The sequence below is a fragment of the Stenotrophomonas sp. FR024 genome, from assembly GCF_047500745.2.
In the GTDB taxonomy this organism is placed as follows: domain Bacteria; phylum Pseudomonadota; class Gammaproteobacteria; order Xanthomonadales; family Xanthomonadaceae; genus Stenotrophomonas; species Stenotrophomonas maltophilia_A.
Genome location: NZ_JAXAXM020000002.1, coordinates 142,087 through 155,251 on the forward strand (window position 1 = coordinate 142,087; position 13,165 = coordinate 155,251).

Annotated in this window: 14 protein-coding genes; 5 read left to right on the forward strand and 9 right to left on the reverse strand. The window is 66.1% G+C overall.

Annotated features, from left to right (window positions below):
- Positions 1–11: 11 nt before the first annotated feature.
- The 4 genes from ppnN to grxD form a co-directional block, all read right to left on the reverse strand.
- Positions 12–1,400, reverse strand: coding sequence for a nucleotide 5'-monophosphate nucleosidase PpnN (gene ppnN / locus ACMZ91_RS02710; protein WP_010486098.1), 1,389 nt, complete (start codon positions 1,398–1,400; stop codon positions 12–14).
- Positions 1,401–1,652: 252 nt separating this feature from the next.
- On the reverse strand, positions 1,653–4,901 hold the full coding sequence (locus tag ACMZ91_RS02715) for a TonB-dependent receptor (protein ID WP_080355163.1): 3,249 nt from the start codon (positions 4,899–4,901) through the stop codon (positions 1,653–1,655).
- A 233-nt stretch (positions 4,902–5,134) separates the two neighbouring features.
- Entirely contained in the window at positions 5,135–5,911 is a 777-nt protein-coding gene (locus ACMZ91_RS02720; RefSeq protein WP_049399918.1) for an SDR family NAD(P)-dependent oxidoreductase, read from the reverse strand.
- A complete protein-coding gene (gene grxD, locus ACMZ91_RS02725) occupies positions 5,908–6,228 on the reverse strand; it encodes a Grx4 family monothiol glutaredoxin (RefSeq protein ID WP_049463564.1) in 321 nt (106 codons plus the stop codon). The genes ACMZ91_RS02720 and grxD overlap by 4 nt, the downstream gene beginning before the upstream one ends.
- Positions 6,229–6,348: 120 nt before the next feature.
- Between grxD and ACMZ91_RS02730 the strand changes: the two genes are divergently transcribed.
- Positions 6,349–6,927 (forward strand): superoxide dismutase, encoded by a 579-nt coding sequence (locus ACMZ91_RS02730; RefSeq protein WP_032128886.1) that lies wholly within the window; start codon positions 6,349–6,351, stop codon positions 6,925–6,927.
- A 114-nt stretch (positions 6,928–7,041) separates the two neighbouring features.
- Here ACMZ91_RS02730 and ACMZ91_RS02735 read toward each other — a convergent pair whose 3' ends face one another.
- From ACMZ91_RS02735 to purE, 3 genes are all read right to left on the reverse strand, one after another.
- Positions 7,042–7,383: a carboxymuconolactone decarboxylase family protein gene (locus tag ACMZ91_RS02735; RefSeq protein ID WP_004152082.1), complete on the reverse strand. Its 342-nt coding sequence runs from the start codon at positions 7,381–7,383 to the stop codon at positions 7,042–7,044.
- 112 nt (positions 7,384–7,495) lie between these two features.
- Complete coding sequence (locus ACMZ91_RS02740) at positions 7,496–8,644, reverse strand: 5-(carboxyamino)imidazole ribonucleotide synthase (RefSeq protein WP_032128885.1); 1,149 nt, start codon at positions 8,642–8,644, stop codon at positions 7,496–7,498.
- Entirely contained in the window at positions 8,641–9,144 is a 504-nt protein-coding gene (gene purE, locus ACMZ91_RS02745; protein WP_005412808.1) for a 5-(carboxyamino)imidazole ribonucleotide mutase, read from the reverse strand. Before purE ends, ACMZ91_RS02740 begins: the two co-directional genes overlap by 4 nt.
- Positions 9,145–9,202: 58 nt before the next feature.
- Between purE and ACMZ91_RS02750 the strand changes: the two genes are divergently transcribed.
- The 4 genes from ACMZ91_RS02750 (at position 9,203) to ACMZ91_RS02765 (ending at position 11,815) form a co-directional block, all read left to right on the forward strand.
- Positions 9,203–9,472 (forward strand): Trm112 family protein, encoded by a 270-nt coding sequence (locus ACMZ91_RS02750; RefSeq protein WP_005408847.1) that lies wholly within the window; start codon positions 9,203–9,205, stop codon positions 9,470–9,472.
- A complete protein-coding gene (gene nadC / locus ACMZ91_RS02755) occupies positions 9,469–10,320 on the forward strand; it encodes a carboxylating nicotinate-nucleotide diphosphorylase (protein WP_049463565.1) in 852 nt (283 codons plus the stop codon). Before ACMZ91_RS02750 ends, nadC begins: the two co-directional genes overlap by 4 nt.
- Before the next feature lie 75 nt (positions 10,321–10,395).
- Entirely contained in the window at positions 10,396–11,397 is a 1,002-nt protein-coding gene (locus tag ACMZ91_RS02760) for a DUF2272 domain-containing protein (RefSeq protein ID WP_414578372.1), read from the forward strand.
- Positions 11,398–11,464: 67 nt separating this feature from the next.
- Positions 11,465–11,815, forward strand: a complete 351-nt coding sequence (locus tag ACMZ91_RS02765) for a DUF3301 domain-containing protein (RefSeq protein WP_049423257.1) — start codon at positions 11,465–11,467, stop codon at positions 11,813–11,815.
- Between the two features lie 85 nt (positions 11,816–11,900).
- Here ACMZ91_RS02765 and ACMZ91_RS02770 read toward each other — a convergent pair whose 3' ends face one another.
- Together ACMZ91_RS02770 and ACMZ91_RS02775 are read right to left on the reverse strand one after the other, a co-directional pair.
- Positions 11,901–12,353 (reverse strand): ClpXP protease specificity-enhancing factor, encoded by a 453-nt coding sequence (locus ACMZ91_RS02770; RefSeq protein WP_049399914.1) that lies wholly within the window; start codon positions 12,351–12,353, stop codon positions 11,901–11,903.
- An 84-nt stretch (positions 12,354–12,437) separates the two neighbouring features.
- Positions 12,438–13,073: a glutathione S-transferase N-terminal domain-containing protein gene (locus tag ACMZ91_RS02775; RefSeq protein WP_005408842.1), complete on the reverse strand. Its 636-nt coding sequence runs from the start codon at positions 13,071–13,073 to the stop codon at positions 12,438–12,440.
- Between the last annotated feature and the right edge of the window lie 92 nt (positions 13,074–13,165).

The following is a 13,165-nucleotide window of genomic DNA, read 5'->3' on the forward strand; positions in this document are numbered from 1 at the left end:
CCGGCCCGGGCTCAGGCCAGCACTTGGTAGCAGGGCTGGTATTCGCCGGAGATCTTCATCCGGCGCTGCTCGACGAAAGCGCGCAGCAACGCGTCCAGCGCCTGCATCATGTCCGGGTCGCCATGGATCTGGAACGGTCCGAACTGTTCGATGCGACGCATGCCGTCTTCCTTCACGTTGCCGGCGACGATGCCCGAGAACGCGCGGCGCAGGTCGGCCGCCAAGGCGTGCGGGGCACGTCCGTGGTGCAGGTCCAGCGCGGCCATTGCCTCGTGGGTCGGCACGAACGGCTGCTGGTACTCCCACGGAATCTCGATCGACCAGTTGAAGAAGAACGAGTCCTTCTGTGCCAGGCGGTGCTCACGCACGCGCTTGATGCCGTTGGCCATCTTCTTTGCCACCGCCACCGGGTCGCCGATGACGATCTCGTAGCGCTCGGCGGCCGCATCGCCCAGGGTCAGGCGGATGAAGCGGTCGATCTGCTCGAAGTACGGCGCCGCCACCGTCGGGCCGGTCAGGATCAGCGGGAACGGCAGGTCCTTGTTTTCCTCGCGCAGCAGGATGCCGAGCAGGTACAGGATTTCCTCGGCAGTGCCGACGCCACCGGCGAACACGATGATGCCGTGGCCAATGCGGACGAAGGCCTCAAGGCGCTTCTCGATGTCCGGCATGATCACCAGGTGGTTGACGATCGGGTTCGGCGACTCGGCGGCGATGATGCCCGGCTCGGTCAGGCCGATGTAACGCGTCACGGTACGGCGCTGCTTGGCGTGGGCAATGGTGGCGCCCTTCATCGGGCCCTTCATCGCGCCTGGACCGCAGCCGGTGCAGATGTCCAGGCCGCGCAGGCCCAGCTCGTAGCCCACCTGCTTGGTATACAGGTATTCGTCGCGCGAGATCGAATGGCCACCCCAGCACACGACCAGGTTCGGGTCGCCCGGGTTGAGGATGCGCGCATTGCGCAGCAGGCCGAACACCGCGTTGGTGATGCCCTCGGACGACTCCAGCTCGGCCGCGTAGGCCGGGCCCATCTCGATGGCCATGTAGGCCAGGTCACGCACCACGGCGAACAGCAGTTCGGCGACACCGCGGATGATCTCGCCGTCGACAAAGGCCATTGCCGGCGCATTGACCAGATCGATGCGCACGCCGCGATCCTGCTGCGCCACCTGGATGTCGAAATCGGGATACAGATCGCGCGCCGCGCGCGGATCGTCAGAGGCACTGCCGCTGGTCAGCACGGCCAGCGCGCATCGGCGCAGCAGCTCGTGCATGCCGCCCGCAGATGCATCGCGCAGGCGGGCCACTTCGGCCCGCGACAGCACATCCAGCCCACCGCGCGGGTAGATCCGCGCGTCCTGCACCGGCAATGCACGGGCTGATTTTTCGTTCGTGGTCATGTCCAATTTTTCGCTTCCTTCAAGGTTTCCGACTGTACTGCCGCCCCCTTAAAAAGCAAAACGGCCGGGAAGCCCGACCGTTGGATGTGTGCTTCCCGCGTTCGCCTTTCCGGGACCGCATCGGCGGCGTTGGCACCGCGCACATTTCCGGATGCTACGCCGATGCCAGGTGACCTGCAAGGACTTTCGCATGAACGGAAAACGGCCGGGTTTCCCCGGCCGTTTTCACTTACTGCTTCAGGCTCTGACGGATCAGAACTTGTACTTCACGGTCAGCTGCATCGACCAGCGCGACACGGCGGTGTTGCCCTTGTCGTTGTTGTTTTCCTGGATCGACGAGTTGTCGGTACGGCCGGTGAAGTTGTACAGGTACTTGCCGGTAGCCGGGTCGATACCCGAGTAGTTGGCAACGCGACGGGTGGCGTAGAAGCCGTAATCGTCGATCAGACCCCACTTCTTGTTGAGCAGATTGCCGACATTCATGATGTCCAGCGCGATCTCGCCCTTGTGGGTCTTCGCAAAGCCCGGGAACTCCTGGCTGATGCGGACATCGAAGCTGTTGACCCACTTGGCGCGGTGCGCGTTGGCCGGGACCACGCTGCCACGGTAGGCATCAAGCTCCGGATTCTGCGCCAGCCATTCGAAGAACTTCTTCTCCATGTCGGCGCCGCCGGTGAAGATCACGTCACCCGGGCCCTTCGGCACGTAGAACAGATCGTTGGTGCCTGCGCCGTCGCCGTTCACGTCGTTATAGAACACGTAGCTGTACGGACGACCCGAACGGCCTTCATAGAACAGGCCGACGCGGGTGGCATTGTCACCGAAGAAGTTGTGCTTCCACTCCAGGGTACCGGTGATGCGGTCCTTGATCGCATAGCGCGAGTTGTACGCAACGTTGTCGTTGGCGTTCAGGCTCAGCGTATTGTTCCAGTTCGAGGTGTTCTGCGAGCTGGACAGCGGGCTCACTTCCTTCGCCTGAGTGTAGGTATAACCCAGCGACCAGCCCCAGTTCTCGGTCAGCGGCTTGGCCAGCGAGAACGTAGCCTGGGAACCACGACCCTTGTCGGTGTTGCGCAGCAGGATCACGTCGCCGATATCGCTCGGACGGTTGACACGGTCACTCGGGCAGGTCTGATCGGTGGCCGAGCAGGCACGACCGTTCTTCTGGCCAGCCTGCATGCCGTTCGAGCCAGCATTGGCACCGTTCATACCGTAGTCGTTCCAGTACAGCGCACGACCGTCCTGACCAACCGAGCGGTTGGCATTCGGGGTCATGACGTCCAGACGATCGAAGTACAGACCATCCTTGACCTTGGTGACCAGCAGCTCGGCCGACGCCACGATGCCGTACCACGGCAGTTCGTGATCGAAGGCCAGATTGGCCTTCCAGACCGACGGCAGGCGGGTACCGGGAGCGATCAGGTCGACGTTCTGACGTGCCGAAGCAAGCGACGGGTCCGGGATGAACGGATTGTCAGCATCGAAGCTGAAACCACCCGGATTGCGGGTCAGGTTGTACTCGGCGTAGTTCAGGCCGGTGTTCTGGTAGGCACCCGCCAGCCACACGTTCGGGGCAGCACCGCCGAACAGGCCCACGCCACCGCGCAGCTGGGTCGGGCGGTCGCTATCGAAGGTGTAGTTGAAGCCGACGCGCGGCTGGAACAGCTTCTTGTCGACCAGCTTGGTGTTGTTGAAGCCGTACAGCTGCTCGATGCGCGGGTTGTACAGGCGCTGGGTGCTGAAGTCCGGCATGTCAACGCGGACACCGAACATCAGGCTCAGGTTGTAGTTGATCGCCCAGGTATCCTGGATGAACAGACCCGTGTTCTTCAGGTGGAACTTCGCCGGAATGTCATCCAGGCTGCCACCAGCACGCGGCACGCGCACCTGGTACGCGGACGGGGTGCCGGCTTCAAACGCAGCCAGGTTGGCGAACTCATACGCGCCGTACAGGTTGCGACCGTAGAAGTTCATCAGGTCGTTGTCGGTGTAGTCAAAGCCGAACTTGACGGTGTGGTCACCGACATACCAGGTACCGGCACCGAAGGCGCTCAGTTCCTTCGACTCGACCAGGTTGGTGTGGGTGTTCTGCTCGGTACCCAGGTACAGCGAATTGTTGTTGTCGAAGCGGACGCGGATCTGCGGCAGGTGCGAAGCGGCAACGCGGTTGGACGAGTAGTCCTTGTGCGAGACCTTGAACTCGGTCGAGAAGTTCTCGGACCAGTCACTGAACAGTTCACCCATCCAGGTCTCATACTCGGTCGGCTGGGTGTACCAGAAGTCACTCAGCGAAATTTCGCTGTTGCTGACCTTCGGGAAACGCACCACGTCCTGCTTCATCTTGTTGTAGCGCAAGGCCGCACGGTGGTTCTCGTTGATGTTCCAGTCCAGCTTGACCGCGTACTCTTCGATCTCGGTCTTGTTGTTCAGCGCACCGACGCCGCCGACCTGATAGCCAAGATCGGACATGCGCTTCTGGACGCGGGCGATATCAGCATCGCTGATGCCGCCAGCCTTGTTGTAGGGGCTTTCGCCAAGGCTGACGCCGCCACCGCTACGCTCGTACTTTTCGTAGTTGGTGAAGAAGAACAGCTTGTCCTTGACGATCGGGCCGCCGAAGGTCATGCCGTAGGTCTTCTCGTCCTTGAAGCCGTTAAAGTCCTGCTTGTCACCTTCCAGGCGCGAACGGACCATGTCCTTGTCGCGGTACGAACCGTACACGGTGCCGTGGAATTCATTGGTACCCGACTTGGTCACGGCGTTGATCACCGCACCGGTACCACCAGCGATGGTGGTGTCGTAGTTGGCCAGGTCGATGTTGATTTCCTGGATGGCGTCCATCGACACCGGCTGACGCTCGGTCGGCAGGTTGTTGGAGCCCAGGCCGAACGGATCGGAGGCGCTGATGCCGTCGATGCGGATGGCGTTGTAACGGGTGTTCTGGCCACCGGCCGAGATCGCGCCGTCAGCCTTGCTGACCTGCGAGATACGCGGATCCAGGCGGATGTAGTCCTGGATGTTGCGGTTGGCCGACGGCAGCGCGTCCATCGTTTCGCGCGTCACGTTGGTGCCGCTGCCCATCTTGGTGGCGCTGAACAGGTCCAGGCCGCCGGCGGTGGCGACAACGTTCACGGCGTCCAGGTTGGTGGCGGCCAGGTCGCCGCCGAGACTGGCGTTGACCGTGTTGACCTGGTTCAGGTTCAGGTAGACACCTTCTTCGGTCTTGGTGCCTTCACCGGACTTGGTGATGGTGATGGTGTACGGGCCACCCACGCGCAGGCCGCGCGCGTTGTAACGACCCGACGCGTCGGTGGTGGCACGCGAAACGGTGCCCGACTCGGTGTGGGTGATGGTGACTTCAGCGCCAGCGACAGGCTGGCCTGCAGAGGACATCACCTGGCCGCCGACACCGGCAGAGGTGCTCTGGGCGAAGGCGGGAGCGGCGGCGAGCGCAGCCACGAGACCAAGGGTGAGCTTGGACATCCGGAGTGGGTGGGTCATTTTTCGGTAGCCTCGATGCGAGTTGGCGATGGCGGAAAAAAAAGCGCATCCAAACAGCCCTGCGGGTGGCTGGTCGGACATTTATCTGGGGTTCCCTACCGCTTGGCTGAAGGAAGCCACAACGGTTAACACTAGATTAACACGCTACGCCATCAATGTGACGGTTGTGCGACAAACGGCACCCGATCGCAACGCAATCGTGACGGGTTCTTCACTCCGCCTTTCCCCGGCGCTCACTCGGCCGGGGACGCCCCGCTGGCATCGAGAATCCGGCCGCGCCAGGTGGCGCCAGCACCGGACAACAGGGTCACGGCCGCAGCGGCGGCGGCCTCCGGGCCTTGGGCGGCCGGGTCCTGGTCGACGGAATACGCCCGGGCCCGCAGGGCTGTGCGCAGTGGGCCGGGGTACAGGCCACTGACCCGTACCGGGCTGCGGCCGAGTTCGTCGTGCAGGCTGGCGATCAGGCCACGCAGGCCATGCTGGGCCACACCGTAACCGCCCCAGTAAGCCTGCCCGACCCGGTCAGGGGCATCGACCGCAAACACCAGCGCCGCATCTTCGCGCTGCCGCAGCAGTGGCAGGCAGGCCTGGGCCAGCCAGGCCGGCGCGGTCAGGGTAACGTGCACCGCGCGGGCGAAACTGGCCGGGTCGGCCAGCTCGAACGGGGTCAGGCCCGGGAAGTGGGCGGCACAGACCAGCAGGCCGTCCAGCCGCCCCAGCTCGCGCTGCAGGGCCTGGGCCAGCTCGGCATAGTCATCGGGGCCGGCGCCTTCCAGGTCCAGCGGGTACAGCAGGGGTTCCGGGCCGACCGCCTGGACCTGGGCATAGACACGGTCCAGGCGGCGCGGCTTGCGGCCCAACAGGACCACGGTGGCACCGGCCGCTGCGGCCGCAACGGCCGCCGCACTGCCCAAGCCACCGCCGGCGCCTGCAACCAGCACCACACGATCCTGCAACGGGCGGCCATCGAGCGCCCCGTCGGTCGGTGACGTCGATGGCCAGGCACTCATCCCTGGGTCGCCTCTTCGACGATGCGCTTGAGCTCGCCGGCTTCGAACAGCTCCAGCACGATGTCGCAGCCACCGATCAACTCACCGTTGATGAACAGCTGCGGGAAGGTCGGCAGGTTGGAAAAGCGCGGCAGGTTGGCGCGGATCTCGGGCTCTTCCAGCACGTTGACGGTGCGCAGGGTGACCGCGCCGGCCGCCATCAATGCCTGTATGGCGCGGCTGGAGAAGCCGCACATCGGGTATTGCGGGGTGCCCTTCATGAACAGCACGAGCGGGTAACGATCGACCTCGGCCTGGATTTGCTGCATTACCGCCACAACCACACTCCTTGCTTCGCCGGACAAACCGACCGTGATGGTCGGCTAGACTGCCCACGGTAGCCGCAATTGTAAGCGGATGGAACCGGCTGCCGCCGCCCCCTGGCCACGAACCTGTCCATGCCTGTCGAATTGCCTGCCCTGCCCTACCTTTCCGGCTCCCTGCAGCCGCATCTGTCCGCACAGACCGTGGAACTGCATCACGGCCGCCACCATCGCGCCTACGTGGATGCCGTCAACGCCGGCATCCTCGGCACCGAGTGGGAGGAAGCGTCACTGGAAGAGATCGTCCGCCACGCCCAGGGCACGCTGTTCGATGCCGCCGCACAGGCCTGGAACCATGGCTTCTACTGGCAGTGCCTGCGCCCGCGCGGCGGCGGTGAGCCGCAGGGGCGGCTGGGCGAGCTGGTCAAGCGCCAGTTCGGCGACGTGCAGCGCCTGCGCGAGGAATTCAACCGCACCGCACTGGGCCTGTTCGGCTCGGGCTGGGTGTGGCTGGTGCAGCATCCGGGCGGGCAGCTGGGCCTGCAGGCCACCCGCAACGCCGGCACGCCATTGACCGGCGAAAGCACCCCGCTCCTGTGCTGCGACGTCTGGGAGCACGCTTACTACACCGACTACCAGAATGATCGCGCGCGCTATCTGGACGCGTTCTGGCAGATGGTCAACTGGGAATTCGCCGAAAGCCAGCTGCGCTGAGGCAGCGGCTCCGCCACGGGGTAGTGCCGGCCGCTGGCCGGCATCCCCATACGCGCACGAACATACCCGATCTGCCGGCCAGCGGCCGACACTACCGGGAAACAGTACGGAGCTTCACGCGCTCTCGTGCGCGGCCACCGCGTCCATCACCCGTGCCGAGTACACCAGCGCGGCGCCTGCATTGAGCGACACTGCCACGCCCAGCGCCTCGGCGATTTCCTCGCGGCTGGCGCCGTGCTTCAGCGCTGCATCCACATGCACGGTGATGCAGCCGTCGCAGCGGGTGGTCACTGCCACGGCCAGCGCGATCAGCTCGCGGGTCTTGGCATCCAGGTGGTTGGTCTGCGCGCCGGCATTGGCCAGGGTGGCATAGCCCTTGACCGTATCCGGCGAGAGCTTGCCGATCTCGCCGATGCGGCCCTTCAGTTCCTTGCGGTAGGCATTCCAGTCGAGCATGGTCGTGACTCCTGTGAAAGGAGCTCCACGCTACCACCGGGAATGTTGCGCCGATGCCTGCACCGGCGCGCCACATCGTTGCATTGCCGGCCAGCGGCCGGCGCTACCGGGTTCAGCGGTTGCGCAGCGCGTGTACCGCCGGCGCCACCTGGGCCTGGCGACCCAGCTCCAGACCCACCTGGTCCAGTGCATCGGCCAGTGCATCAGCAGCATCATCGCGCAGCGTGGCATGACCGACCTTGCGGCCCTCACGCGGCTCCTTGCCGTAGTCGTGCCAGTGGCCGCTGGCCTGGGCCAGCACCGGCGCCGGGTCCGGCATCGCGCCCAGCCAGTTCAGCATGCAGGCATGGCCGAGCATGCGGGTGCTGCCCAGCGGCAGGCCCAGCACAGCGCGCAGGTGATTCTCGAACTGCGAGGTCTCGCTGCCTTCGATGGTCCAGTGGCCGGAGTTGTGCACGCGCGGCGCCATCTCGTTGGCCAACAGCTCGCCATCGCGGCAGAACAGCTCCAGCGCGAACACGCCGACATACTGCAGGTGCTCGGCGACGCGACGGGCATAGCCGATCGCTGCCTCGTGCTCGGCGGCCGACAACACGGCCGGCGCCACGCTGGCCGACAGCACGCCGTCGACGTGCCAGTTGCCGGTGACCGGCCAGGCCTCGAAGCTGCCATCGCGGCCACGCACGGCAACCACGCTGACCTCCCGCTGGAAGGCCACGAAGCCTTCCAGGATCAGACCAGTACGCTCGACCTGCGCACCCAGCGCATCCCATGCGGCATCGATGTCGGCCTCGCTGCGCAGGCGGAACTGCCCCTTGCCGTCGTAACCGAGGCGGCGGGTCTTGAGGATGCACGGCAGACCGAACTCGGCAGCCTTCGCGGCCAACTCGTCACGGCTGCGGATGTCAGCGAAGGCCGGCAGCGGAATGCCCAGCTGCTGGAACAGGGTCTTCTCGCTCAACCGGTCCTGGGCCACGGCCAGTGCGGCCGGCGGCGGGTAGACCGGCACGCGGTCGGCCAGGAACTGCGCGCTGTCGGCCGGCACGTTCTCGAAATCGAACGTGACCACGTCGACCTTGGCCGCGAAATCCGCCAGCGCCTGGCGGTCATCGAAGGCACCGACGGTGAGCGGCGCCAGCGGGCCGCTGCAGGCGTCGGCTGCGGGGTCGTACAGTTCGAAGCGCAATCCCAGCGGCGCACCGGCCAGTACCATCATGCGGGCGAGCTGGCCGCCACCCAGGATGCCTACGGTCAGGCTCATTGGCGCGGATCGTCGTGGGCCATCACGTCTTCGGTCTGGCGTGCGCGGAACGCGTCGAGCGCCTGGCCGATCGCCGGCTGGTCACTGGCCAGCATTGCGGCGGCGAACAGCGCGGCGTTGGAGGCGCCGGCATTGCCGATGGCGAAGGTGGCGACCGGGATGCCGGCTGGCATCTGCACGATCGACAGCAGCGAATCCATGCCGTTGAGGGCCTTGGACTGCACCGGCACGCCCAGCACGGGAACGGCGGTCTTGGCGGCGATCATGCCCGGCAGGTGCGCGGCCCCGCCGGCACCGGCGATGATCGCGCGCAGGCCACGCGGGCCCGCCTGCTCGGCGTAACTGAACAACACATCCGGCGTCCGATGCGCGGACACTACCTTCACTTCGAACGGAACACCCAGAGCTTCAAGCTTCTGGGCGGCGTGCTGCATGGTTTCCCAGTCGGAACGGGAACCCATGACGATGCCGACAAGCGGCGCGATCGGGTTGGGGGTCATTGGCCGTCACCTGCCTTAAAGACGTATTCTAGCCATCTTCCACGCAAGACGAAGAACCATGGATCGCAAGCTGCTCGACCTGCTGGTGTCACCGGACACCCGCCAGCCCCTGTCCCTGCTGGATGGCAAGGGCCTGGAAGCCCTCAACAAGGCCATTTCCGCCGGCGCGGTGAACAAGGCCGATGGCAACCCGCTGGCGCAGCCGCTGCGCGAAGCGCTGGTCACCCGCGACCGCAAGCAGGTGTTCCGCGTTGACGACGGCATCCCGGTGCTGCTGGCCGAGGAAGCCATCCCGACCGCCCAGATCGCCGACTTCCCGGCCGCATGAGCGCGCTGCCGACGCCGGATGCGGCCGTTGTCGCCGCCGATGTCGCGCGTGCGCTGGCCGAGGACCTGGGCAGCGGCGACGTCACCGCCGCCCTGCTGCCCGACCAGGCCGACAGCGCCTACCTGCTGTGCAAGCAGGACGGGGTGATCGCCGGCCGCCCCTGGTTCGACGCCACCCACCGCGCACTCGATCCGGACGTGCGCATCGAATGGCATGTCTCCGAGGGCGACACGGTCACCGCCGGCACCGTACTGGCGCTGCTGCACGGGCGCAGCCGCAGCCTGGTGAGCGCCGAGCGCACTTCGCTGAACTTCCTGCAGACGCTGTCCGGCACCGCCACGACCACCGCGCGCTACGTGGCGGCCGTGGCCGGCACCGGCACGCGCATCCTCGACACCCGCAAGACCCTGCCCGGCCTGCGCCTGGCACAGAAGTACGCGGTGCGCTGCGGCGGTGGAGAGAACCATCGTTTCGGCCTGTACGACACGGTGATGCTGAAGGAAAACCACATCCGCGCTGCCGGTTCACTGGCCGCAGCCGTGGCTGCCGCACGCCGGCAATGGCCTGGGTTGCCGCTGGTGGTCGAGGTCGAGGATCTTGCGCAGCTGCGCCAGGCGCTGGAGGCTGGTTGCGAACGCATCCTGCTGGATGACTTCAGCCCCGACCTGCGCCGCGAGGCGGTGCGCATCACGGCGGGCCGCATCCCGCTGGAAGTCTCCGGCAGCGTCGGACTGGGTGGCCTGCGTTCGATCGCCGAGGACGGCGTGGACTGCATTTCCATTGGCGGCCTGACCAAGCACGTGCAGGCGATTGATCTGTCGCTGAAGCTGGGCCCGCCGCCGGGCTGAGGCCTGACCCGGTTCTCACACCCGGCGTTCACGACAGCGCTGCGACGCTGCGGTCATCCCCCACAGGAGCCGCGCATGCGCCGGATGCTCTTGCCTGCCTGCCTGCTGCTGGCCGCAGCCCCCTTGTCCGCAGCGGCCGCCGAAGCCTGCGATGTGCCGCCCCGCTTCGGCCTGAGCCCGTTGGCGGTGGCCATCCGCAATACCGCCTGCAACGAGCACCGGCTGTGGTTCCGGCCCTTCATTGATCGCGATGGCCGCGCCGCCAGCCTCAGTGTCACCGAGGCCGAAAGCGATCACTTGGCCGACAACGGCCTGATCGCCTGGCAGCGCGTGGCCGGCTACTGGCGCAACAGCGGCACGCTCAACGCAATGGGCAGCATCGCCGGCGCCAGCAGCTGCCTGGCACCGCTGGGCACGCGCTACACCGACAGCGACTGCCGCGCCTTCCTGGTCGACAACCCTTGGTCGGCCGCGTTCATTTCCTGGGTGATGGTGCAGTCCGGCGTTCCCGGCTTCAACACCTCGCCACGCCACATCGACTACATCCGTGCCGCGTACCAGGCCGGCCCCTCGGGCGTGCCGTACCGGTTGGTCGATCCCGCGACCGCAAAGCCCGCACCGGGCGACCTGCTGTGCTTCCTGCGCGACCGCAGCACCACGCTCAGCTACAGCGGGCTGGTGCAGGCACTGGGCAATGGCTCGGTGGGCCACTGGAAATCACATTGCGAAGTGGTGGTAGCGGCCAATCTTGGCGGCGACCAGACCCTGTACCTGGTCGGCGGCAACGTGATGAACACCGTGGCGATGCGGTTGCTGCCTCTGGACCGCACCGGACTGATCAAGCTGCCGCCCGCGCGCGAACGCAACAGCACCGGCATCGACCCCAGCTGCACGCCGGGCCGCGAGGACGAATGCAGCTTCAACCGGCAGGACTGGGCGGCGCTGCTGCAGTTGACCGCCACATCACCGCTGGTGATGCCCTCGCCCACTGCGACGCCGATGCAGCCCGCCCCGACACCGCAACCGGTCATCGTGCCCGCGCAACCGGTATCCGGCGAACCGCAGCCGCGGCGGTGAATCCAGCGCTTGATCCAGCGCTCGTTCGCCGCCATCTTTGCGGAATCGACCTCTGACGGCTGACGCCATGCCCACCCTGCTGCTGTTGCTGATTGCCGGCGGAATCATCTATTTCTTCTGGAACGCTGCGCGTTCGGCCGCCGAGCGCGCGGTCGAGCTGGGACGCAATGCCTGCCGCGCAGCCGACGTGCAATGGCTGGACCAGGCGGTACATGCCACCGGCCTGCGCCTGTCGCGCGGCGAGGATGGCCGGCTCGGTTTCGAGCGCACGTTCAAGTTCGAGTATTCCTACGATGGCATCGATCGCCACGTGGGCCGCATGGTGCTGCGCGGCGACCAGTTGATTTCGTTCACTGGACCGGGTGCGGCGCGGATCAGCCAGATCCGGCCGGATGCGGAGGATGCCGAGGATGTCTAAGGGCTTTGAGTGCCGACCAACGGTCGGCACCCACCGGTAAATCCTGTAAAGGAAAACGCCGCCCATCGGGGCGGCGTCGGAAGGATTACTTGACCACGCGCAGGTTCGGGCGGCCCTTCGGCGGCGGACTGGCCGGCGGCGTATCGTCCGGCGGCGTGCCTTCGTCATGCAGCAGCTCATCGCTGGTCGGCGCGGTTTCGCTGCCCGGAATGTCGTCCGGCAACGCCATGCCCTGCCCGGTCTCGCGGGCGTAGACGGCCAGCACGGCGCTGATCGGCACCTGCACCGGGTAGCTGGTGCCGGAGAAGCGCGCCGAGAAGCTCACCATCTCGTTGTCGATCATCAGCCGCACGACAGCGCGTTCGGCGATGTTGAGCACAACCCGGCCATCCTTGACCGCCGAAGGCGGGACCTGCACGCCGGGGACGCCGGCGTCGACCAGGATGTGCGGGGTCAGCTGGTTGTCGTTGATCCATTCCACCAGCGCCCGCAGCAGGTACGGGCGGTGGCTGGTCATGTGGAAGAAGTCTTCGGTCATGCGTGAAGTGTACGCGCCCGGCGCCCCGCCGGGGCGGATCACCTGCACGCCGGTCGGCGTGCAGACGGGTAACGCAGGCCCGGATCAGACCGGCAGATCGCGCAGCTTCTTTTCCTGGTCGGTCAGGCTGCGGACGAAACCGGGATGGCGGAAGATGCGGTTGCCGTAGTCTTCAATCGCCTTTCCGTCCTTCGGCAGCGGCACATCCAGCGACTGCAGGCGCCAGATGATCGGCGCCATCGCGCAGTCGGCCAGGCTCATTTCCGGGTTGAGGAAGAACTTGCTGGCCTTGAACAGCGGCAGCGAGGCGGTCAGCAGTTCCTTCAGGCGCTTGCGGCCGGCCTCAGCCTGGGTCTTGTTGCCCAGCTGGATGGCCTGCACCTGCGGCACCCAGTCGTGCTCGATGCGCAGCATGGCCAACCGGATGCGGGCACGCGACAGCGGATCAACCGGCATCAGTGGCGGATGCGGATAGCGCTCGTCCAGGTATTCGCTGACCACCGACGCCGCGTACAGCACCAGCTCGCGCTCGACCAGGGTCGGCACCGAGTGGTACGGATTGAGGTCGATCAGGTCTTCAGGCGGGTTCTGTGGATCGACCGGAACGAAGTCGAAGGTCACACCCTTGGCCGCCAGGACCAGGCGTACACGGTGGCACAGTACGTCGTCGTTCGAGGAAAACAGCGTCAGTGTATTGCGCATGCGTACGCTCGCCGCCATCAAAGGCTCTCCCACGACAGGAGACCGCCTGCCGCATCGGCGCCGCCGGCACCGTGCCAGCGATCGACTCCTCCCCGAGTGTGCAACCGACC